This window comes from Halobacillus rhizosphaerae (assembly GCF_046719735.1).
Lineage (GTDB): Bacteria > Bacillota > Bacilli > Bacillales > Halobacillaceae > Halobacillus_B > Halobacillus_B rhizosphaerae.
The window spans coordinates 21,057-44,414 of the sequence record NZ_JAUTWQ010000021.1 but is presented as its reverse complement, the minus strand read 5'-3'; the positions used below and the strand labels follow the sequence as shown (position 1 = coordinate 44,414).

Sequence of the window (23,358 nt, the reverse complement as noted above, 5' to 3'; positions counted from 1 at the left end):
GTAGTGTTCAATAAAAAAGAAATGATTTCCTTTTCTTATTGTTTAATCCCAGAGGCTGATCCACTATAATTAGAGTAATCACACATTTTTTTCTTGTTTATTGTCAGAAAAATCTGAACTAAACGGACATACACGTCAAAAAAGGGGGAAGTTGATGGGGCAGCAGTTAACACCTCGTGACCTTTGGAAAGCCAAATGGCGGATAAAATCGGTTGCTGAAATTACTCCGCTTCTTTATTCAGAGCCACTATCCAGACAGTTAGGTGCTAATATTTATCTTAAACTTGAATCCAATCAGCCTACAGGGGCGTTTAAACTTAGAGGAGCGGCGAATAAAATCCTTTCTCTATCTCAGGAGGAACTGCGTAAAGGAGTTGCCGCATTCTCTACCGGGAATCATGGCATCGCGGTTGCCTATGTGGCTAAACAGCTTGGAATTAAAGCAACGGTCTGCCTTTCCAACCGTGTTCCCCAAGAAAAAGTGAACCGGTTAAAACGGCTGAATGCCGAAGTGAAGATTATTGGCAGCAACCAAGATGATGCAGAAGAATACTGCTATCAGTTGGAAGCAGAAGAGGGTCAGACGGTTATTAAACCGTTTGATGATTTAGACGTCATTGCCGGACAGGGAACCATTGGGCTTGAGATTCTAGAGCAGTGTCCCGATGTGGATCAAGTGGTTATCCCTTTATCTGGAGGAGGTCTGCTCTCTGGCATTGCTTTTGCTGTCAAAACCGTCGATCCTGCGATAAATATTACAGGGGTATCTATGGAAAAAGCGGCAGTCATGTATGAAAGTCTGAAGGCGGGCCGACCGGTGGTAATGCAAGAAGAAGAAACTCTTGCAGATAGTCTGCTTGGAGGGATCGGAACGGACAACCAGTACACGTTCTCTATGACAAAGCAATACATTGATCAGGCAGTATTGGTATCCGAACAATCCATTGCCAGCGGAATGAGAGCGATGCTTGAATTCCACAAAATGGCGGTGGAAGGAGCAGCAGCGTCCGGCATAGGCTGGCTTCTTGATAAGCAGCCGCAAAACGACCGGAACATTGTGGTCATCATTAGTGGAAATAATGTAGACCATCAAACAATCCAGCGGATAATCAAGCCAAGATAAAATATAGGGGTGTGGAGGATGGGGATAAGTGTCGCGGATGTTTTACAATTGCCGGTGATGGAGAAAGCGAAGATCGTAACAGGTAAGTCTATTCTTTCTGATCAATCCGTTGAGTGGATCTCAGTGGTTGAAACTCCTGTGGAAAATTTTATCCGCAGCAATGAATTAGTACTTAGCACAGGAATTGGTTGTGTGGATGATCCCATTGGGCTGGAATCCTACGTGAAAGACGTTCTTCAGTCCGGAGCGTCTGCCCTTGCTTTTGCTACAGGAAGATACATTTATAACGTGCCGGATCGAATCGCTCAACTGGCAGAACAAAATGGCCTGATCATCTTAGAAGTCCCGTGGGAAGTTCGCTTTGGAGACATTATGCAAGAAGTTTTAAGTGAAATCAGCAAAGAGAAGGAAGTAGAGCAGCGGCAGGCAGAAGGGATTAGGCAGGAATTGATTAACTGTGTGCTGAATGGCAAAGGTTTGCAGGAAATCACGACAATATTATACGAAAATACGAAAATACCGATTGCCATTAGTGATCACAATAAACTAATTCGAGCCAACCATCATTTCAATCTCCATTTAATAGATATCTTAAATGGTAAAACAGAGGGAGAATATCAGTTAGTTACTCCCTATCCTTTCAGCGATCATCCGCTTTATCATTATATTGAAAAGTATGAAATCGGAGAGGATAGCTGCTATCAGTTAACTATTCTGTCCAACTATAAGAAGCAAGGATACCTGCTGTTTAAGCCAGAGGATGACAATGAACTAACCTGGGTAGTCCTGAATATATTAGAGCATGCTTTAACGGCTTGTGCACTATATTTTGTAAAAGAAAATGCCATAGAAATGACGGAAATTCGATTGAAGGATAATTTCCTGCTTGACCTTGCGAAAACGGAGGTAACCATTGATAAGCAGCTGCTTTCCAAAGCACAATTGCTTGGATATGACTTAAATCGTCCATACATTTGTATAGTAGGGGATATTCGTTTTAAGAAAAGGATAGATGATCACATCGGTTCTACTGATCATCCTGTTCGATCCTCTTCCATGCACAGCCGGAATTATTATATTCAAAAGGAAGTCACTCATGCTGGGGATGTATTACAGAGGCGCACCATGACCACCTTTGAAGATGGAGAGGTTATTGTTTACTTAGAAGCAGACGAACACCCCTACATGGAAACGACTAATCAATTTCTTGACTTAGTAGAACGACGTTTAAATGAACTTCTTGCAGGAATTGTTATTTCCTGGGGAATATCTTTTCGCAAAGACGAAGTTTATACGTTTCATAAAAGTTATGATGAAGCGGTTACCGCGTTAAATATTGGGCGTCACCAAAACGAAGACGGGGAGCGGACTTTTTTCAGTGATACAAGAATGAATCGTCTTCTCATGTCTTTATCTCATGATAAAGGGATCGAGAATATCGTCGAAGATACGCTGGCTAAACTTATTGATTATGATCAAAAGCGACAAACCGACTTAATTCATACTTTCATCGTTTATAACAAATATAATAGTAATGTAAGTCAGTCTTCACGTGCGCTGAATCTGCATCGGCAGTCTCTGCTGCACCGGCTGCGAAACATTGAACATTTAACAGGGCTTTCTCTGCTGGATGCCGACGACTTATTTTTACTAGAACTTAGTGTGAGATTGTGGATGTTGAAGAAAGTAAAAGAATAATAGAAATAGGTGACAGGATCTTACATCTTTGTTACGATGAACAAAACCAAGTGAATAGAAATCTATGAAACTACTAGGGGGGCCCGTCATGGGCTGAGAGGAAAGCAATCGAGCTTTCCGACTCTTATGAACCTGATCTGGTTAAGACCAGCGGAGGGAAGTAGTCAGAGTGCAAGATTATTGACTCCATCCATTCGAAGCCAGGTCCTCCTTAGGACTGGCTTTTTTTAGTGTCCAGGAATATACCTCGGTCATGAGTCAATTGTCTGCGTGGTGACAAAAGCTCATCCTTCTCGAATGCTCTCTGGGTCTCCCTTTTATGGGAGGGAAAACTATGAAACGAACTCGTATGCTTACTACGATGGCTGTGTTTGTTGCTGTCGCAACTCTGGGCTCTCAGCTGCTCTGGTTTCCGGCAGGGATAGCTAAAGCTTATCCTGTACAGCATGCTGTAAATGTAATGGCAGCGGTTATGCTTGGTCCGCTTCCTGCCGTTGTAATCGCCTTTACGATAGGTCTGGTAAGAAATTTACTAGGTACAGGGACGCTGCTTGCTTTTCCAGGTGCCATGATTGGCGCATTTCTAGCTGGTGTTCTATATCAATTCTTCAAAAAAGAAATTTATGCCGCTATAGGAGAAGTAATTGGTACGGGTGTGATTGGAGCGCTATTTTCTGTTCCGTATGCCCATCTTTTTATGGGGAGTTCCAGCGGCGCTTTTATTTTTCTTCCTTCCTTTCTTATCAGCAGTATCACGGGAGCCATCATCGGCTGGTGCGTGGTATATCGTTTGGATCGAAACCAATTTACAACAATTTAATGTTCGGAATCTACTAGGGGTGTCCGCAAATCGGACTGAGAGGAATGTATTTCCAACTCTTATCGACCTGATCTGGTTAAGACCAGCGTAGGGAAGTAGGTGGCAACCTCATTAACCCACCCCTGGCAGCTTCCGCAAACCAAGGAGGCACTTCAATGAAATTTTCTCAAATGATTCGGAATGAAAATCAAGATTTATTTCAAGAAATATTCGAACATCCTTTTGTAAAAGGTCTAGGTGAAGGACATGTTCCTTCTTCCTCTATAGCACACTACATTAAAGCGGATTATGAATATTTAAATGCATTTATGCAAATTTATGGTACAGCCATCTCGAAATCGGCGGAACGAAAGGATATTCAATACTTTAATGAACAAGTGAATTTTGTATTAAATAGTGAAATCCATCCCCATAAAAATCTTTGCGAAGTTATAGGGATCCGGTATGAAGACTTGCAAGGGTTTCCTCTGCCTCCAACTGCCGATCACTATGTAAAGCATATGTTGTATCACGCCCATCAAGGAGGGGTGGGAGAGATCATTGCAGCACTTCTGCCTTGTCCATGGACGTATTTAGAGATCGGTGAATATTTAATGAAACAATACCAGCCGTCAGAGGATCATCCCTTCTACCCGTGGATTAGCTTTTATGCGGAAGGTGAAATGGAACAGCTGACCCAGCATTTGTGTGAGCGCCTTGACTATTTTTCTGCTCAAGCTTCCCAAGCCGAACAAAGGCGTATGAAGGATGCATTTCGAAAAAGCTGTCAGCTGGAGTTGAAGTTTTGGGAGATGGCTTATACGTGTGAAGAATGGCCAGGAGAAAGGAGCAGGGTAAGATGAGTATCCAGTGTTCTCTAACAATTGCCGGTACTGATCCAAGCGGAGGTGCAGGAATACAGGCGGACTTGAAAACATTCCAAGAGCTGAAGAGCTACGGCATGTCTGTGGTCACTTCAGTGGTTGCGCAAAATACAACAGGTGTAAATGCTGTACATCATCTGCCTGCTGAAATGATACAGCAGCAGTTAGAAGCTGTCTCTGCCGATATGCCCATTGATGCTTTTAAATCAGGGATGATTGCTGATAAAGATATGATGAAGGTCATAGCAGATTGGATCCCTCAAATATCCGCACCTTATGTAATGGATCCGGTGATGGTCGCTCAAAGTGGTGATCCGTTAATAGAAGCAGAATCCCGAGCTTGGCTGAGAGAACACCTTGTACCCTTTGCGTCGGTCATCACTCCCAACCTTCCTGAGGCAGAAGATTTATTGGGGCAGCAAATCGAAACCACGGATGATATGAAAGAGGCTGCAGAACAAATCGTGACCAAACTAGGAGCCGGGGCCGCACTTGTGAAAGGCGGACACCGGGACGGGGAAGCGGTAGATTATTTATTCGATGGCAGTAAAATTCACTCCTACAGTGCGGAGCGGATCGCTACCAACAACACGCATGGTACAGGGTGTACGTATTCTGCAGCGATCACTGCCTATTTGAGCCGAGGGATTGATTTACCTAGAGCCGTAGAGAAAGCGAAACAATTTGTAACGGCCGCTATTAAACACTCCTTTGATCTAGGTAAGGGCAGTGGTCCAACCAATCATTGGGCATGGAAGGAGGAGGTTAAGCAATGGAAGAAATAATTAACCTCGTACGGAAACAGAATCCATTAATACACAACTTAACAAATTCAGTCGTCATGAACTTCAGCGCTAATGGTCTGCTGGCTTTTGGGGCGTCTCCTATAATGGCCAACGCTCCTGAGGATGCTGCAGATGTGGCTGCTTTATCAAATGGTGTACTGATCAACATCGGCACCCTTACCGAGTCCCAAATAACAGCTATGATCGATGCCGGAAAAGCTGCAAATCAAAAGGGCATTCCAGTCGTAGTTGACCCTGTTGGAGTTGCCGCGACTAATTTTAGAACAGATGCCTTTAAACGAATTATAGAGAAGGTCCGTCCCGCGGCGATTAAAGGAAATGCTGGAGAGCTTGCCCATCTGGTTGGAATCTCTGTAGAAACGATGGGAGTTGATTCCATCGGAGAAGGTAACATCGAAGAAATAGCTCGGCAAGTTGCGGGGAAATACCAAACCATTGCCCTATTAACTGGGCCAACTGATGTAATTAGCGATGGGGAGAATGTGTTCTATAATGAATCCGGTCATCCTCTTCTTTCTAAGGTTACGGGGAGCGGCTGTTTATTGGGGGCCATTGTTACCGCTTGTTTATCAGTACCTGGAGAACCTCTGGAAAAAGCTTTAGCGGCTGTAAAATTCTATGGGCAAGCAGCTGAAAAAGCTGCCTCTTCTCAACAGGTTTACGGTCCAGGTACGTTTCTGCCTCATTTTATCGACGCCCTTTCAGTAGAAGGAGGCCATTTGTAAAATGGAGCTTTCTCAACAATTAAGAAAATATTTAATTATGGGGACTGAGAATTGTTCCCGAAATGCGGTGGATATATTAAGAGAAGCCATCAAAGGGGGTATTACCGCCTTTCAATATCGGGAAAAAGGAGACGATTCCCTGCGAGGGTATGAAAAATTAGAGTTAGGAATGAAACTGCGCAAAATCTGCTCCAATAATAATGTTTTGTTTATCGTAAATGATGATCCTGATTTAGTAGCACCACTTAAAGCGGACGGGATCCATGTAGGCCAGAGTGACCGGAAAGTCGATCTATTACGTGCTGAATTTCCTGATAAAATTATCGGACTATCTGTATCTGATGACGAAGAGCTTACGAAGCAATCTTTAGAAGAAGTCGATTATTTAGGAGCGGGGCCGATTTTTCCAACAGTAACGAAACGAGACGCCAATCCAGTGACGGGAACAAAATGGATTCGTTCTATCAAGGAGTCGTATCCTGACCTTCCGCTAGTTGGAATTGGGGGAATTACTGAAGAAAATGCTCATCAGGTGATAGAAGCGGGAGCAGACGGAGTAGCCGTCGTTTCGGCAGTTACTCAAGCCGCAAATGTGGAGAAGGCAGTGAGAAATCTTTAAGAAGCAAGGCAATTGAAAATTAATACGGAGAAAAAGCATGGAATGATCTTTGTTCCATGCTTTTTTCATGTGGTTTCTGCATCTGTTCTTTTCTGAATCATCCACGGACTTTGGAGTTTAGTGAATGCTGCATCGCCCAGACGCTCGCGTTATAAGCAGTGAAATCAAAGAGAACCACAACTTCATAAATTTCCGCGATTATTCCTTTTTTAAAAAAAAGATTTTTCAAAAGCCTGATACTTACTTGCTGGTAAAGGGGTTTACGGTTTTGTATAAAAAACCTCTAAAAAACTTCATACATTTTTTACATTACATAGAAAAATTTTGTTGAATACAATTGGGTTATAGTTATTCTAATCTTCAGACAAAAGTTAGAGGGGGATGGAAAATGGTACTTCCATTTGACATTTTAGAGTACAACCAACGACTGAAAGGTACCAAGCAGAGAATGGCAGACAAAGGAATTGAAGTGCTGCTGATAACGGATCCTGCGAATATGAATTATTTATCAGGATATGATGCCTGGTCTTTCTACGTTCACCAAATGATGGTGATTATTATCGATGAACCTCAGCCGCTCTGGATTGGACGTTTTCAAGACGCGAATGGGGCAAGAGCGACCACATGGATCTATGATGAAAATGTGATTGCCTATCCGGACTATTATGTACATTCAACCACTCATCACCCAATGGATTTCATCGCTGAAATTCTTACACAGATTGGAGAAGGAAAGCGAAACATTGGAGTAGAGATGGATCATTACTATTTTACAGGGAAGGCACTGGAACAATTAAAAAAAGGGCTGCCTGATGCGAAGTTTCATGATGGAAGCTTATTAGTAAATCAAGTGCGGATGATTAAATCAGATCAGGAAATTGAATATATGAGACGTGCTGCAAAAATAGCTGAACTGGCGATGACAAGAGGAGTCGAAAGTATTCGTCCAGGAGTGAGAGAGTGTGATACGGCGGCGGATATTTATTATAACTTGGTAAAAGGCACACCTGAATTTGGAGGGGAGTACCCAGCCATTGTTCCGCTTCTTCCCACGGGTGAGAATACCTCAATTCCACACCTGACATGGACGGACCGGCCTTTTGTTGAAGGGAATGCGGTAATCGTAGAACTTGCCGGGTGTTATAAACGCTATCATGTCCCACTTGCCCGGACGGTATCTATCGGCCAGCCTAGTGAAAAGCTTCAGTACCTGGCACCAGTCGTCCTCGAAGGAATTCAAAATGTCCTGCTGGCGGCTAAACCTGGTGTCACTTGCGGCGATTTAGAGGAAGTATGGAGAAAGAGCATTAAAAAGCATGGCTTTGAAAAAGAAGCCCGTCTAGGCTATTCTGTCGGTCTTAACTATCCGCCGGACTGGGGAGAGCATACAGCAAGCATTAGAAAAGGGGATATGACCGTATTGCAGCCCAACATGACTTTTCACCTGATCCCTGCCTTGTGGTTTAACACAGATGGAATAGAAATTAGTGAAACCTTCCGCGTAACGGAAACAGGCTGTGAACAGTTTACAAATTATCCTCAAGAATTAATTATCCGTGATCACCTGGACCTGAGCGGTCAAATCAGTTAACGGGAGGTGAGGGTCATTCGTCTTTTTGATCGGGACCAAATTGACCGGGTTATTCAGATAAATCGAGATGTTATCGATGTCATAGAAGATGCTTTTACATTGTTAAGCACAAAAAAGGTGGAAATGCCGCCTATTATGAGAGTGGATATCCCAGAGCATCATGGAGAAGTAGATATTAAATCTGCATATATTGCTGGGTATGACAGCTTTGCCGTTAAGCTTTCAACGGGGTTCTTTAACAATCCGAACCTTGGTCTTCCCAGTGCTAATGGAATGATGATTTTACTGAGCGCAGAAACCGGTGAGCCTAAAGCAGTACTTGCCGATAATGGATTGCTTACCGATATACGCACCGCAGCGGCGGGAGCCGTCGCTGCTCGGCATTTAAGCAGAGAAGACAGCCGCATCGCTGGAGTCATCGGCACAGGAGCACAAGCGAGATATCAACTGGAAGCGCTTACGCATGTGCGTACCATCGAACACGTACTTGTATACGGACGAAAAATTGAAAAGGCTCAGCAATATAAAGAAGACATGGAGATGCAATTAGGGATACCGGTGGAGATTTGCTCTTCACCAGAAGAAGTTGTTGCAGGCAGCGATCTGGTTATTACCACCACCCCCTCCACAGAACCAATTATTAAGGCGGAATGGCTTCATGCCGGCCTGCATATTACAGCTATGGGTTCAGATGCGGAGCATAAGCAGGAATTAGAAGCTGAGGCGGTTCGAGCTGCAGACTTATTTGTCTGTGACGTGAAAAGCCAGTCACAGAGGCTTGGAGAATTACGTGGTTGTCTTGATTCGGACACAGTAAATCGAGCGATCGAACTAGGGGAAATTACTGCTGGACAACAGAAAGGCCGGACTCATCTAGGACAAATCACGATTTGCGATTTAACAGGAACGGGCGTTCAGGATACAGCCATTGCCCGTCATGTGTTTCAAATACTTCATTTACAGGAGGACGATGAGAGTGAAAGATATTAAATTAAGCACAAAATCCATTTGGGCAGGAGAAAAAGATTTCCTTGCTTTTGGCGCTACGCAAGTTCCCGTTGTTCACAGTGTTTCCTTTGGTTATGAAGATATGGATGAGTGGTATGAGGTGGCGATCGGGAATAAGCCTGGCCACATTTATGGACGTAATACCAACCCAACGGTGCAGGCATTTGAAGAAAAGGTGCGGATCTTAGAAGGAGCAGAGGCCGCCACAAGCTTTTCAACTGGCATGGCTGCCATTAGCAACACTTTATCTACACTGCTTTTTCCTGGCGACAGGGTCGTATCGATCAAGGATACGTATGGCGGTACGAACAAAATTTTTACTGAATTTCTCCCTAAGCAGCAAATTGAAGTGATGCTTTGCGACACCTCGGATCATGAAGCCATTGAACGTGAGATTGAAAAAGGATGCAAGGTGCTGTATTTGGAAAGCCCGACCAATCCAACTGTGAAGATTACTGATATTAAACGCATGGCTCAGGCCGGGAAATCGGTAGGTGCAACGGTGGTGGTGGATAATACATTTGCTACTCCTGTAAACCAGAATCCAATTGAACTTGGAGCAGACTTAGTGATTCATAGTGCGACGAAATTTCTTGGAGGTCATGCGGATGCCTTGGGAGGAGCTGTTTGCGGCAGTAAAGAGCTTGTTGAGTCCATCTATCATTATCGGGAAATTAATGGAGCTACACTCGATCCAATGGCTGCTTATCTATTGCTGCGTGGAATGAAGACATTAAAGCTCAGAGTAGATCAGCAAAACAAAAATGCTCAGGAAATTGCCGAGTACTTGAAAACTTTTGAACTGGTTGAGGGCGTCTATTATCCAGGTCTTCCTGACCACCCGAATCATGATATAGCTCAAGCCCAAATGAAAGGATTTGGCGGAGTGCTGAGCTTTAGTGTAAAAGGCGGAGTGGATACCGTTAGACAGCTGCTTCCTGAACTAAAGTTTGCTAATCGCGCTGCTAATTTGGGTTCAGTGGAAACCGTAGTCGGCCCATCGCGCACCACCAGTCATGTTGAATGTACCCCTGCAGAACGCGCTGCTATGGGTATTCCAGAGGGGCTGATCCGTTATTCTGCTGGGATTGAAGATATTGAGGATCTGAAACAGGATCTTGCTCAAGCTTTTAAAGCTATTCAAGCTACAGTGCAAATTTAAAATGAGGTGGTCCTTTTGAAGACCGAAATCACGGACTTAGTCCAGCGTTCTGAAGCTCTTTTGCCCGAATTGATTGAATTGCGCCGGAATTTCCACCGCTTTCCGGAGCTTAGCTTTGAAGAGAAGAAGACCAGTGAGAAAATTGAGGGTATGCTCCGGGAGCTGAACGTTTATGACTTGGAAACCGGAGCCGGCGGTTATGGATTGATTGCTACTCTTAAACTGGGGGAAGGACCCGTCATTGGAGTAAGAGCTGATATGGATGCACTTCCGATACAAGAACATTCTAACCATTCTTGGTCATCTGAAATCCCTGGTGTAATGCATGCATGCGGACATGATGCGCATATGGCAATACTCCTCGGGACAGCTAAACTGCTAGCTGAAAGCGCCGAAGATCCTGCTCTCCGGGGTACAGTTAAGTTCATATTTCAGCCAGCCGAGGAAAAAGCAGATCAGAATGGAGAGACGGGGGCTGTAAAAATGCTTGCTTCAGGTAAGCTTGATCGTTTGGACCGGGTTCTTGCTCTCCATATGTGTCCGTGGCTTTCGACTGGGGAAATTCAGGTGCATGATGGTCCCAGCATGGCTAATAATGATGATTTTCTGCTTACGATTACCGGAAGCGGCGGTCACGCGGGTTATCCTCAGCAAGTCATAGATCCCGTTTGGATTTCTACCTTTATCCTGCAGGCGATATACAGCCTCAATGGCCGTAAGGTGAACCCCCTTGAAGTGGGGACGATCAGTGTAGGAGAAATTCATGCGGGTCATGCTAGTAATATCATTCCGCAGACCGTAGAAATAAGGGGGACAATCCGCTCTTACACGGAAGAGGTCCGGGAGAAACTGATCCAGGAAATTGAACGTGCTGCCAGAATGGCTCATACCTTAGGTGGAGATTATGAATTGAAAATCCAGAAGGGAGAACCTGCTTTAGTGAACCATCCTGAGATCAATAACGTGATTAAGCAGGCGGCAGATGGATTAAAAATTATGGATGCCCCTTTTGGAATGGGAAGCGAGGACTTTAGCCATTTTACTGCCAAGTTCCCTGGGGCGATGTTTTTCCTAGGATGCAAATTAGATAAAGAACGCAGTCTTCACCAGCCAGACTTTGATATTGATGAGCAGGCGATGGCAGTAGGGGTGAGGATTTTTATGACGAGTATTCGTGAGGTGTTAACTGATAAAGGAGGGGTTGGATGACTACTAAAATAGCCTTTATAGGGTTCGGAGGAGTCGGCCAGTCTTTGGCAGAAATTTTACTTGAACGTAAAGAACATCTGGAGGAAATGTATGGGTTAGAAAGCTCTGTTGTGGCCGTCTCCGATATGATGAAAGGCTCTATTTACAATCCAGAGGGTCTAGATACAAACGAACTGCTGAAATGTGTTAGAGAAAGCGGCTCTGTTGAAACCTACCCGGACAGCCCGCATATTCTCAAAGGATTAACAAGCATAGAAACCATTCAGCAGTCTAATGCAGATGTCATCGTTGAAGTGACTTATACAGACGTGCACACAGGGGAACCTGCCATTACTCACTGCAAGACCGCATTTGAAAATAAAAAAAGTGTTGTGACTACAAATAAAGGACCTGTAGCGCTTGCTTATCAGGAGCTGTCCCTGCTTGCAGAAAAGCATGGAGTGTTTTTTGGCTATGAAGGGACCGTGATGAGTGGTACACCGGCCCTGCGTATGCCGGAGCTTACTTTGGCAGGGAATCAAATCACTGAAATTAAGGGCATCTTGAATGGAACGACTAATTACATTTTAACGGAAATGGAAAAAGGACAATCTTATGAAGCTGCTTTATTAAAAGCTCAAGAGCTTGGCTATGCGGAAGCAGACCCTACCAGCGATGTCGAAGGATACGACGCGCGATATAAAGCTGCCATCCTTTCAAGCTGCATTATGGGGGCTCCGATTGCTCATACAGATGTCGAGTGCGAAGGGATTTCTTCGATTACCGGTGAAATGGTTCAGCAGGCACTTAAAGAAGGAGAGAAATGGAGACTGTTAGCCAGGATAAGAGAAGAAAATGGGGAAATGAAAGCCAGTGTTAAGCCTGAACGGATTAAAGATCATGACCCACTGGCCGGTGTTTCTGGAGCCACCAATGCGATCGTTTATGAATGCGACTTAGCTGGACCGATCATGCTCACGGGAGCCGGTGCTGGCTTGAAAGAAACGGGGTATTCGCTTCTCATTGATCTCATTTACTATCAGAAGCAAAAAAAGCTCGCCAAAATTTGAGGAGGGTTCTTCATGCACACTAAGGTAAAAGCAGTAAAAATGTTGTTAGGCGGAAAATGGGTGTCTACGGATGAAACATTCGAGGTGCGTAATCCTCAAAACAATGAGCCGATCGCAACTGTACCCTCAGCTACAAAAAAAGATATGACTGAGGCAATTGAAAAAGCCGATCGTACTTACCGTCATACGCAAGTATGGCCAGCTCATGAAAGGATGCGCATTTTATACCGGGTCGTCGATTATATGAAACAGCATGCTGAGACTTTTGCTGAAACGATTGCTTCAGAAGGCAGTAAAACGATTAATGAAGCTCGAGGAGAAGTGAAGCGGGCGACTCAAACGATTCAAATTAGTGCAGAAGAAGCCCGTAGAATGAATGGGGAAACGATAAATTTCGATCAAAATGAAGGCAGTGAAAATCGAGTAGGATACCATTACAGGTTTCCTATCGGTGTGATTGGAGCGATTACGCCTTTTAATGACCCGTTAAATTTAGTTGCTCACAAGATCGGCCCAGCCATTGCCTCTGGAAATGCGATTGTAGTAAAGCCTGCCTCCGTAACTCCGCTTAGTGCGCTGCTGTTAGCGGAAGCGTTCACAGAAGCTGGTTTACCAGAAGGTTTCTTATCAGTCATTACCGGCTCTGGGAGGGAGATTGGAGAAACGCTCGTGACCCATCCCGCTGTGCAGATGGTTTCCTTTACGGGTGGTTCAGCTGCAGGAGAACGGATTTCGCAAAGAGCAGGAACGAAAAAAGTCAGCATGGAGCTAGGCTCAAATTCGCCGGTAATTGTCTTGAAAGATGCTGATCTTCATGACGCTGTGCAATCCTGTGTGTCCGGTGCGTTCTCTGCAGTGGGTCAGAACTGTATAGGTGTTCAGCGGATTTATGTTGAAAAGGAACTATATCCAAGCTTTCTTGATACATTTGTCAGCCGTACTCTGGAATTAAATGTTGGGGACAAAATGGATGAATTGACAGATGTCGGACCAATGATTAATCAGCATGAAGCTGAGCGTGTTGAAGCTTGGGTGAACGAAGCGGTGGCAGAGGGCGCTAAAGTAGAAGCAGGTGGGAAGAGGTCAGGAGCTTTTTATTATCCTACTGTACTCACACACGTCCCTTCTAAGGCGAAAATAGCCGTGGATGAAATCTTCGGCCCTGTCGTTCTCATTCAGGCAGTGGAGAACCTTGCAGAAGCTGTCGAGCGCTCTAATGACGTTAATTATGGTTTGCAGGCAGGTGTTTTCACTAGTAATATTAACCACGCATTCTACACGATCAAGCACATGAATGTAGGCGGCATTATGATCAATGACAGCAGTGATTATCGAATTGATGCCATGCCATTTGGCGGCACGAAAGGTTCAGGCATTGGCCGGGAAGGGATCCGATATGCCATGGAGTCGATGACGGAACAAAAAGTAGTCTGCTTCCGCTTGCAAGAGAATATGCTTTAATTGGGAAAAAAGAGGATAGGCAATATTAAGATCCAGAGAAAAGAGATTCCGGTAAAGAATCGGCTTCTTCATATAAATAAATATGCTGGGACAAAAGTTTATTAGCCATTAATAAACCCGAGCGATGAAGAGATTAACACACCTTCATCGTTCGGTTTTTTTTCTGCCTAACATGAGCGGGATTTCTTGATGATACACAGGACGTAAGGTTTGTTTCCCTTTTTTTGGGTCAAGTTTCTCTGATGAATGAATAACCTTCTTTTATTTAGTATTTGTTTTGCTATCCTTATCGGTAACTCTCCGCTTTGAGAGTGAAAAAAATGGAACGTTCTCCTAAGGATAATATCATGCTCAATGCAAATATTAACTATGATCATTCGTATAGGAGGACTAACATGAAAAAAGGTGTACTTTCAATATTTTCAGCTGTCATCATGATGATGACGCTTGCAGCTTGTAATACAACAAATGACCAAGGTGCTATGGATCGTAACCGAACGAACTATAATACCGTAAGTTATGGCCCGGAAGACTATGGCAATCGAGAAGGGCAATACAGCGATCGCCAGCAGGGAGATATTAACCGTGTCATTCCTGGACAAAATCGCTTTGATGCGAATATACCGTTTGAAGGCATGAATCCAAATGGTACGACCCAAACCCCGAATTCCTTTGATCAGGCGGAGAAATATCAAAAGTCTGGAGATCAGACGAATACAAATAAAGAACGTGTAGATCAAGTTAATGGAGCTTTTCAGGAGCAAGTGGTTCAATTAACAAATAAAGCTCGTAAGAAACAAGGACTTTCTGCATTGAAAATTGATCCGCAGGTAGCGAAGGTCGCGCAAACGAAAGCGAACGATATGGCCAAGAATAATTATTTCTCCCATACCTCTCCTACTTACGGTTCTCCATTTCAAATGATGAAGCAATTTGGAGTGAGTTATCATATTGCGGAAGAGAATATTGCTGCAGGTCAGCAAACACCTGATGAAGTAGTTAAAGCCTGGTTAAATAGCCCAGGACACCGCAAAAATATTATGAATAAAAATGTAACGCATATTGGTGTTGGCTATGCGGCTGATGGATCAAACTGGTCTCAGATGTTTATAGGTAAATAGCAGGCAGGGCGCATCATGCGTCTTGCTTTTTTACTAGGATTTTTTGTGAATGATTTTGGATGCATCTGACATGAGTGAATCCGGCTGTTTCTGGAATACTGAGCAGTAAGGGACATTATTTCATATCTTTTATCTTGTGTTTATCGAAAGTGAGACGATGATTGTGAATAAATTAAAGGTTTTAATTGGATTGTTTCTTCTAATTTCATTCTTCCAGCCCTTAACTGTATCAGCTGCCAAAGGCCACCTTGTAGCCATTGGTGACTCTATTCCTTATGGATACAATTTAACAGGGGATAATAAGATGCCTCCTAAGGAAGCTTTTCCTTATCTTATTGGAAATGAAAAGGGCCTCGAGGTCACTAACTTAGGGATCCCTGGTTTAACTTCATCGGAGCTGCTTCAAGCTGTCAACACAAATAAAGTATTTAGAGACACCCTTAAAGACGCCGATTATGTCATTGTTTATATTGGAGGAAATGACCTTTTGAATGTCGTTAAGAAAAACGGCGGATTGAAAAACATCAAGATAGAAGAAGTTGCCCCGGTTGTAAGGGATCTAATCTTTAATGTTTATGCGACTATCTTAGCGATCAATAAGCTGACCGATGGGCAGATCCTCGTCTATAATATTTATAATCCTTATCCCGCCGCAGGAGCAAAGCTGAACACTCCGCTAAGGTATATTAACAAGCAATATGCTTCGTTGATTGAAGTGCTCAGTCATTTTACGGATGTGGACCTAGTTAATGCCTATCAGGCTTTTAAGGGCCATCCAGAGTACATTCTCTCTAAAGATGTTCATCCGACAATTAAAGGTCAGCAGGTTCTTGCCGGAATAGGGATGAAGAAGCTGCATCACCGTTAGAATCTGGCCGTATCCTTGAAATGGCGATTTCAGGTAAGACAAAAAAGTCCGAGCATTGATGAAAGAATGGCTTTAATCGTTCATCTTCGCTCGGATTTCATTTGGATTAAAAGATTTTCCCTCTAGCTTCTTACTATTTTTTCGCTCAGGCATGTTATACTAGGTCTATTCTTTTTACCGTTAGGAGACTGAATAAATGATCCGATTTGGAATAATTGGCACAAATACAATTACTGAAAAAATGCTTGAAGCAGCTTCCCATCTTGAAGACTTTCAATTAACAGCAGTGTATTCGAGAACAGAAGAGAAAGCAAAAGAATTCGCGGGGCGCAAAGGAGCAGCATTAACCTTCACTTCTGTAGAAGACTTAGCTAAGAGTGAGGAAGTGGACGCCGTTTACATTGCAAGTCCCAACTCGTTTCATGCGGAGCAGGCAATCATTTGTATGTCCAATGGGAAACATGTGCTTTGTGAGAAGCCTATGGCCTCCAATGAACAGGAAACTGCCGCTATGATCGCAGCAGCACAGCACCATGGTGTTTTATTAATGGAGGCTGTAAAGTCAACTCTTCATCCGGGGTTTGCTTATGTGCAAGAAAATTTACATAAAATTGGTCCGATCAGACGTTACACGGGTAACTTCTGTAAATATTCCTCACGTTATGATGCTTATAAAGAAGGAACGATCTTAAATGCTTTTAATCCTGAATTTTCAAATGGTTCCATAATGGATCTTGGAGTTTATGGGCTTTATCCGATGGTGGTCCTGTTCGGTCAGCCACAGGCTATTAAAGCAAATGGGGTACCATTAGAGTCCGGAGTTGATGGGGAAGGAAGTATTCTCGCTCAATATGAAGAGATGGAAGGAGTCGTTATGCATTCCAAAATTATTCATTCGTATGCTCCTTCAGAAATACAAGGAGAGAAGGCGGCCATCATCATTCCTAATATTTCAGAACCAAGTGACGTGACCATTCGTTATAATGATGGAAAAACAGAAGCTTTTGACTCTTCCCAGCTTTATCCACCTATGCATTATGAAATCAAAGAATTTATTCAATTAATCTTGAATGGAGATAAGCAGTCTAACGTGAACTCCCACCGGGCAAGTCTAATCACGGCCAGTATTTTGGATAGAGCTCGTGAGCAAATGGGGATCGTGTTTCCAGCAGATCAGAAGTGATCATTAAATTAAAAAGAAGAAGCAGATTTTGATTCATCGAGAACCCGGACCATTGAGTAATATTGGTTCGGGTTCTCTTTATATAGCATTTAATAAAGGTACTGATTATCAGAGCGCCAGTGTATGCTGAGATTATATTTGGGGTTTCCTCATATCCTTAAAGAATAGACTCATACTAAGCTAAATGAGCAATAAGGAGTGTGAGAGTATGAATCTTCAATCGGGCAGTTATTATTGGCCTTCTACTTGGGGGTCAATCCCTGATTATCCAAGCTTAGATCAGGATATTACCTGTGACGTTCTGATAGTCGGCGGTGGCAGTTCTGGGGCTCAATGCGCCTATTTTCTTGCTGATTATCATTTAGATGTAGTTTTAATAGAAAAACAAAAGACTGGACTGGGCAGTACAAGTACGAATACTTGTCTCCTGCAATATTCAGGTGAAAAAATGTTTGCAGAACTTGTGAATATTTTTGGTGATGATTATGTTACCCGGCATCTTCAGCTTTGTCAGGAAGCGATTGATGATATTGAAAAGGCATGCAGCCTGATCGATTATGACAGCGAGTTTACAAGAAGAGATACCCTTTATTATGTTAGTTATGAAAAGGATCTTGAAAGGCTGTACAAGGAGTGTCAGTGGCTCCAGCAGCGGGGTGCTCCGGTAGAATGGTGGACCGAGCAGGAAATAAGCACGAACTATCCTTTTAAGAAGAGAGCGGGCATGTATCAGAAGAATGATGCCGAGATGAATCCTTACACTTTTACCCATGGGTTATTGAAATATGCTAAAGAACGCGGAGTCCGTATTTATGAAAACACTGGAATGACAGGGGAGCATTATGAAAAAGAACAGTCTGTGATTCAGACGACTACGGGCAAACGAATAAGAGCGAAGAAAGTAATCTACGCAGCAGGATATGAGAATATAGAGATAAAACCAGAGAAAAAATCCAGGTTTGTAAGCACATATACCGTTACAACAAAACCCGTTGAAGACTTTTCATCGTGGTACAACCGCACGTTGATTTGGGAAACTGCCCGACCTTATATTTATATTCGTACTACCCAAGATAACCGGATTATTATTGGCGGCTTGGATGAAAACACGGACGTAGCTGAAGAAAGAGACAGCAAGCTTCTTCATAAGCGAGACCGGCTTCTTGAAGAGTTTAATGAATTATTTCCTGATATCCACGTAGAACCCGAATTCTTTTCGGCTGCCTTCTATGGGGGGATGGTAGACGGTCTGCCAATTGCTGCCGAGTACAAAAAACACCCTAACCGTTACTCTCTGTTAGGGTATGGAGATAATGGGACGGTTTATAGTATGCTCCTTGCAAAATTAATTTCCAAGGCGGTTGCTGAAGATCGAGATGGAGATTTAAAACTTTATCATCAAGATCGCCCATTAAAGAAAAAAGCTCTATATAAATCCTCTTAACTGATTTAGGTCAGAAGCGAGGACTTCATTCTCCATAGATGGGAAGAAATCTTTAGCGATTATAAAACCCGAATGCTGATGATCTTTATCACCGTTCGGGTTTTTTAAGATCTTTCCCCTGTTATTGCTTTGTCTCTAAGGATAAACAAAGGAGTGCGGAAGGAGGGAATATCAACGAATTCTGAGTAGGACATACAAGGAGACTTCTTTCCCTGGATGTTCGTTTTAGAGTGGCGACATCTTCTTTGTCCCGGTCTATGTCTGAAGGTTTCAGGCTGCCTCATCGTGAGTTTTAATAGTTGGATTCTGCCTCGCTGTTCATGAGATCTGCCATTTCTTTTTTCGAAACGGATAGGTTCTTGTGCTTCATGCCCCATTGATTCATAATATTTAGGAAAGGGGCGGTCGTTTTGCCGTAAGTGGTAATTTTATATTCTACTCTCGGAGGAACTTGCTGGTGGTCCAACCTTTCTACTAGACCATCTTCAACGAGCTTGGTTAACTCTCGGGAGAGCATTCGAGAAGAGATGTTGCCATCAATAGAGCGCCGCAATTCATTAAATCGTACAAAATCCTTATGCAGCAGTTTCCACAAAATTAGTCCCTTCCACTTCCCGCATACAACTTCAAGAGAGATATGAATCCCTGTTTCTGCTTCTCTCACTCTGTTCATCTCCTCCAGCTAATAGTATTTATTTTTTCAATGTTTTTGATAGCTTTCCATCATTCCCTGAGCTTAGAATTCAATGGATTACTTTCCTCATGAGAATGGAAAACATTTCTTTTATCATTTTATTGGGTTTTGCCTATAACGGCAAGTACTTACAAATTTGTAAGTATCTTAATATTCGAATCGCTGTTTCGGATAGTTGATGATTTGTCAGTAAACCAAAGTAGTTCTCTAATAGACTGGTATCCTGTATAATTATAGGAACTTTCAGACATCGGAGGATTTATCATGCGCACGATATTTTCTTACGTTTATACATATAAAATTTCCGCCGTAATTGCCTTATTACTGATGGGTGTAGAACTGGTTGTTGAGCTGGTCCAGCCGTTGTTAATGGGGAAGATTATTGATCAGGGAATTTTAAATAAAGATCTTACATTCGTAGCCACGTGGGGAGGCGTCCTTGTCGGGCTTTCTTTATTAGCCTTTACTGCCGGTATTACGAATTCGTTTTTTGCGGCCAATGCTAGCCAGGGAGCAGGATATGATCTCAGACGGGATCTTTTTAAGAAGGTTCAGGCATTTACGAGTAAGAACTTTCATGCCTTCTCCACTCCCGGGTTAATCACCCGAATGACGAATGATGTGACGCAAATTCAAAATCTCATCTTTATGTTCGTCCGGATTGCTCTTCGGGCTCCATTATTTATTATATTTGCTTTAGTGATGGCTTTTTCCGTCGATTTTGAGTTAGCCTTGCTGCTGGTAGTGACGGTTCCTGTGCTGCTCATTTTTCTTATTTGGGTTTTATCTAGAGGGGTTAAGCTATTTAAATCCGTGCAGGAAAGGTTAGATAAGGTCAATACGGTCATCAGAGAAAACCTGGCTGGGATTCGCCTTATTAAAGGATTTAACCGAGGTAGTTATGAGGAAGAGCGCTTTAAAGAAGTGAATCACTCCCTAGTAGACAGGAATAAACGAGCTTTATGGCTGATGGAGCTTGCTATTCCGGTTATTATGCTTGGGATGAACACCGTAATTTTAATCGTACTTTGGGCTGGCGCAAACCAGCTGCAGACTGGTGGTGCACGGGCAGGAGAGGTTGTGGCTATGGTGAATTACGCCACGCGAATTATGTTTACCTTCTCTGCCTTCACATTTTTAATCATGGTTTTCTCCCGGGGGAATGCTTCTGCCACCCGCATCAGTGAGGTGTTGAACGAGAACACTCCTTCCTATTTAGATGAAGAGGGAAAATTAGATTCATTATCAGGGCAAGTGAGCTTTCGAAATGTATCTTTCGCTTTTGAAAATACCATCACTTTAAAGGATGTTTCCTTTTATGCCAATGCAGGGGAAACGATAGGAATACTCGGAGAAACGGGTTCTGGAAAAACAGCTTTGCTTCATTTAATTCCGCGTCTTTACGAAAAGCAGGCAGGAGAAATTTATTTTGACCAATTTACAATCAGTGAATTAGAAGTAAAATCCTTAAGAAAGCAAATTAGTCTCGTTCCTCAGGAAATCCACCTTTTTTCTGGCAGCGTACGTGACAATATTGCCTGGGGGAAAGAACACGCTAAGGAAGAAGAGATTATTGAGGCAGCAAAAACGGCCCAAATTCATTCTTTCGTAACCAGCCTGCCGCAAGGTTATGAAACACAGCTTGGTCAGAAGGGTATTACCTTTTCTGGCGGTCAGAAGCAGCGGCTTTCTATAGCTCGTGCTCTAGTCCGGGAGCCGAAAATTTTAATTCTGGATGATAGTACGAGTGCGCTTGATGCCCAAACGGAAGCGCTTTTATTGAAAGCATTAAAGCAAAAGGAATGTACGGTGTTTATGGTGGCTCAAAAAATAAGCTCTTTAAAAGCTGCAGATAAAATTCTTGTCCTTCGGCAAGGAGAAATTATTGCAAACGGGACGCACGAAGAGCTGCTCACAGACAGTTCCTATTATAGAGAGGTGTACCAATCTCAACAGGAGGAAGTGATGTAATATGGCTGACCAGAAGAAACCAGATCGCACGCCTATCCGCAGACATCAGGGTATTGGTACATCCCCTCCGAAAGTAGATAATATTAAAGCTACCTTAAAGCGGATCTGGAGTTACATGGCAACAGAGAGAAAGCTGTTTGCCCTTGTAGTGGTGTTCATCTTTGCCAGTTCAGGATTCTCTTTAGCAGGTCCGTTTTTACTGGGTCTCACCGTAGATAAGGTAATTGCAAACCCGGAAATAGAGACGCTGTTTCTGATGCTTGCTTTATTGTTTGGCGTTTACTTCTTCCAATCCCTCTGTTTATGGCTGCAAAATTATTGGATGATTACGATCGCTCAAAATACGGTATTTGAGATGCGCAGTCATCTGTTTTCTCACCTGCAAAAGCTTCCTGTTTTATTTTTTCAGGAGCGGCAGCAGGGAGAGCTGATGAGCCGGCTGACGAATGATATGGAAAATGTGAGCCGCACATTAAACACCTCCGTCATTCAATTTGTTACAAGCATTCTTACTATAACGGGAACGATCATCATTATGTTCATCTTAAGCCCAGTCCTTACCATGCTCACACTTATGATTGTGCCGGTCATGTATTTTGGTATGAAGTGGATAACAAAACGGACAGGTAAATATTTCAAAGATCAGCAGAAAAATCTTGGAGAAGTGAACGGCTATGTCGAAGAGATGTTTTCCGGTCAAATGATTGTGTCGATGTTTTCGCGGGAAGAAAAGGTGATCAAGGAGTTTGAAGAGAAGAATAAAGCGCTGAAAACTTCAGGCTATTGGGCACAAACCTATACTGGTTTTATCCCCAAACTAATGAACATGTTAAATAACGTCAGCTTTGCCATTATTGTTGGAGCAGGAGGGTTATTAGCTTTACAAGGAGCGATAACCATTGGGGTCATTGTGACTTTTACCACTTACTCTCGGCAGTTTACGCGGCCGTTAAATGACTTAGCCAACCAATTTAATATGATTTTATCAGCCGTGGCAGGGGCGGAACGGGTCTTTCAAATTATAGATGAACAAGAAGAAAGGGAAGATGAGAAGGAAGCGATTCGTCTGAACGATATGAAGGGAGACATTGAATTCAAATCCGTGGATTTCGCTTATGAAGACGAGCAGCAGACCTTGAAGGATATTAATTTTCATGCAGCCCCGGGTCAAACTGTAGCGCTGGTAGGACCTACCGGAGCAGGAAAGACTACGATCATCTCCCTCTTATCGCGCTTTTATGAAACAGACACTGGTTCCATCCTTATTGATGGGAAAGAGATAACTTCTATCACACGAGATAGTCTACGGAGCCAGATGGGAGTTGTACTCCAGGATTCGACCCTGTTTCATACGACCATTCGTGAAAACATCAGGTACGGCAGGTTACAGGCAGCAAATGAAGAAGTAGAACAAGCAGCAAAATCTGCCCATGCTCACGAGTTCATTTCCAATCTTCCTGAGGGATATGATACGGTCCTCGATTCGGATGGCAAGGGAGTCAGTCATGGCCAGAGACAATTATTATCCATCGCCAGGGCTATGCTGGCTGATCCAGCGTTGTTAATTTTGGATGAAGCCACCAGCAGTATCGATACGGTGACAGAAATGAAAATTAATGATGCTCTTGGAAAGTTAATGAAGGGCAGAACAAGCTTTGTGATTGCCCACCGTTTGAACACGATTCGTTCTGCGGACTTAATATTAGTATTACAGCATGGAGAGATCATTGAGAAAGGTACCCATCGTGAATTGCTTCATCAAAAAGGGTTTTATGCTGATCTTGTACAGGCTCAGCAGGCAGAAAATCATGCTTCAAGTTAATTCATGCCCATTCGCTGAGAAGGAGAAAGAAGATTACCGAAATGAATCGATTCATTTCCAGGTATAAAAATATTTTTTCTTTCATGTGACTGTCTATACCAAATGCAGCCTCCTTTCATAC

General features: G+C 43.2%; 20 protein-coding genes and 2 riboswitches. Of the genes, 19 read left to right on the top strand and 1 reads right to left on the bottom strand.

Translation table 11 applies throughout. The annotated features are described in order from the left end of the window. Window positions 1-154: 154 nt before the first annotated feature. From eutB to Q7A53_RS17835, 17 genes are all read left to right on the top strand, one after another. The gene (gene eutB, locus Q7A53_RS17915) at window positions 155-1,123 is read left to right on the top strand and encodes a hydroxyectoine utilization dehydratase EutB (RefSeq protein WP_411790569.1); all 969 of its coding nucleotides are present in this window, start codon (window positions 155-157) and stop codon (window positions 1,121-1,123) included. 18 nt (window positions 1,124-1,141) lie between these two features. Then, complete coding sequence (locus tag Q7A53_RS17910; RefSeq protein ID WP_411790568.1) at window positions 1,142-2,821, top strand: PucR family transcriptional regulator; 1,680 nt, start codon at window positions 1,142-1,144, stop codon at window positions 2,819-2,821. 65 nt (window positions 2,822-2,886) lie between these two features. Then, window positions 2,887-2,997: riboswitch (TPP riboswitch) on the top strand. A gap of 158 nt (window positions 2,998-3,155) precedes the next feature. Continuing rightward, on the top strand, window positions 3,156-3,641 hold the full coding sequence (thiW, locus tag Q7A53_RS17905) for an energy coupling factor transporter S component ThiW (protein ID WP_411790567.1): 486 nt from the start codon (window positions 3,156-3,158) through the stop codon (window positions 3,639-3,641). Window positions 3,642-3,646: 5 nt separating this feature from the next. Then, window positions 3,647-3,752: riboswitch (TPP riboswitch) on the top strand. A 44-nt stretch (window positions 3,753-3,796) separates the two neighbouring features. Then, window positions 3,797-4,483 (top strand): thiaminase II, encoded by a 687-nt coding sequence (tenA, locus tag Q7A53_RS17900; protein WP_411790566.1) that lies wholly within the window; start codon window positions 3,797-3,799, stop codon window positions 4,481-4,483. After that, window positions 4,480-5,289, top strand: a complete 810-nt coding sequence (thiD, locus tag Q7A53_RS17895) for a bifunctional hydroxymethylpyrimidine kinase/phosphomethylpyrimidine kinase (RefSeq protein WP_411790565.1) — start codon at window positions 4,480-4,482, stop codon at window positions 5,287-5,289. The genes tenA and thiD overlap by 4 nt, the downstream gene beginning before the upstream one ends. After that, window positions 5,277-6,035 carry a hydroxyethylthiazole kinase gene (thiM, locus tag Q7A53_RS17890; protein WP_411790564.1) on the top strand — a complete coding sequence of 253 codons (759 nt, stop codon included), beginning with the start codon at window positions 5,277-5,279 and terminating at the stop codon, window positions 6,033-6,035. The genes thiD and thiM overlap by 13 nt, the downstream gene beginning before the upstream one ends. A 1-nt stretch (window position 6,036) precedes the next feature. Continuing rightward, window positions 6,037-6,654 (top strand): thiamine phosphate synthase, encoded by a 618-nt coding sequence (thiE, locus tag Q7A53_RS17885; protein WP_411790563.1) that lies wholly within the window; start codon window positions 6,037-6,039, stop codon window positions 6,652-6,654. A 388-nt stretch (window positions 6,655-7,042) separates the two neighbouring features. Beyond that, the gene (locus tag Q7A53_RS17880; protein ID WP_411790562.1) at window positions 7,043-8,245 is read left to right on the top strand and encodes a M24 family metallopeptidase; all 1,203 of its coding nucleotides are present in this window, start codon (window positions 7,043-7,045) and stop codon (window positions 8,243-8,245) included. A gap of 6 nt (window positions 8,246-8,251) precedes the next feature. Beyond that, on the top strand, window positions 8,252-9,235 hold the full coding sequence (locus Q7A53_RS17875) for a cyclodeaminase (protein WP_411790561.1): 984 nt from the start codon (window positions 8,252-8,254) through the stop codon (window positions 9,233-9,235). Next, window positions 9,216-10,415, top strand: coding sequence for a cystathionine gamma-synthase family protein (locus tag Q7A53_RS17870; RefSeq protein WP_411790560.1), 1,200 nt, complete (start codon window positions 9,216-9,218; stop codon window positions 10,413-10,415). The genes Q7A53_RS17875 and Q7A53_RS17870 overlap by 20 nt, the downstream gene beginning before the upstream one ends. 15 nt (window positions 10,416-10,430) lie before the next feature. Continuing rightward, a complete protein-coding gene (locus tag Q7A53_RS17865; protein WP_411790559.1) occupies window positions 10,431-11,624 on the top strand; it encodes a M20 metallopeptidase family protein in 1,194 nt (397 codons plus the stop codon). Then, on the top strand, window positions 11,621-12,673 hold the full coding sequence (locus Q7A53_RS17860; RefSeq protein WP_411790558.1) for a homoserine dehydrogenase: 1,053 nt from the start codon (window positions 11,621-11,623) through the stop codon (window positions 12,671-12,673). The genes Q7A53_RS17865 and Q7A53_RS17860 overlap by 4 nt, the downstream gene beginning before the upstream one ends. Before the next feature lie 12 nt (window positions 12,674-12,685). Next, the gene (locus Q7A53_RS17855; RefSeq protein ID WP_411790557.1) at window positions 12,686-14,134 is read left to right on the top strand and encodes an aldehyde dehydrogenase family protein; all 1,449 of its coding nucleotides are present in this window, start codon (window positions 12,686-12,688) and stop codon (window positions 14,132-14,134) included. Between the two features lie 395 nt (window positions 14,135-14,529). After that, window positions 14,530-15,255, top strand: coding sequence for a CAP domain-containing protein (locus tag Q7A53_RS17850; protein WP_411790556.1), 726 nt, complete (start codon window positions 14,530-14,532; stop codon window positions 15,253-15,255). Window positions 15,256-15,418: 163 nt separating this feature from the next. After that, window positions 15,419-16,123, top strand: coding sequence for a GDSL-type esterase/lipase family protein (locus Q7A53_RS17845; protein ID WP_411790555.1), 705 nt, complete (start codon window positions 15,419-15,421; stop codon window positions 16,121-16,123). A gap of 196 nt (window positions 16,124-16,319) precedes the next feature. After that, the gene (locus Q7A53_RS17840; RefSeq protein WP_411790554.1) at window positions 16,320-17,306 is read left to right on the top strand and encodes a Gfo/Idh/MocA family protein; all 987 of its coding nucleotides are present in this window, start codon (window positions 16,320-16,322) and stop codon (window positions 17,304-17,306) included. A 208-nt stretch (window positions 17,307-17,514) separates the two neighbouring features. Beyond that, complete coding sequence (locus Q7A53_RS17835) at window positions 17,515-18,750, top strand: NAD(P)/FAD-dependent oxidoreductase (RefSeq protein ID WP_411790553.1); 1,236 nt, start codon at window positions 17,515-17,517, stop codon at window positions 18,748-18,750. Window positions 18,751-19,042: 292 nt separating this feature from the next. Here the strand turns inward: Q7A53_RS17835 and Q7A53_RS17830 are convergent, their stop codons facing one another. Continuing rightward, window positions 19,043-19,414 (bottom strand): winged helix-turn-helix transcriptional regulator, encoded by a 372-nt coding sequence (locus Q7A53_RS17830; RefSeq protein WP_411790552.1) that lies wholly within the window; start codon window positions 19,412-19,414, stop codon window positions 19,043-19,045. A 294-nt stretch (window positions 19,415-19,708) separates the two neighbouring features. Between Q7A53_RS17830 and Q7A53_RS17825 the strand changes: the two genes are divergently transcribed. Both Q7A53_RS17825 and Q7A53_RS17820 read left to right on the top strand, forming a co-directional pair. Further along, window positions 19,709-21,415 carry an ABC transporter ATP-binding protein gene (locus tag Q7A53_RS17825; protein WP_411790551.1) on the top strand — a complete coding sequence of 569 codons (1,707 nt, stop codon included), beginning with the start codon at window positions 19,709-19,711 and terminating at the stop codon, window positions 21,413-21,415. A gap of 1 nt (window position 21,416) precedes the next feature. Then, window positions 21,417-23,237 carry an ABC transporter ATP-binding protein gene (locus Q7A53_RS17820; protein WP_411790550.1) on the top strand — a complete coding sequence of 607 codons (1,821 nt, stop codon included), beginning with the start codon at window positions 21,417-21,419 and terminating at the stop codon, window positions 23,235-23,237. Window positions 23,238-23,358: the final 121 nt, after the last annotated feature.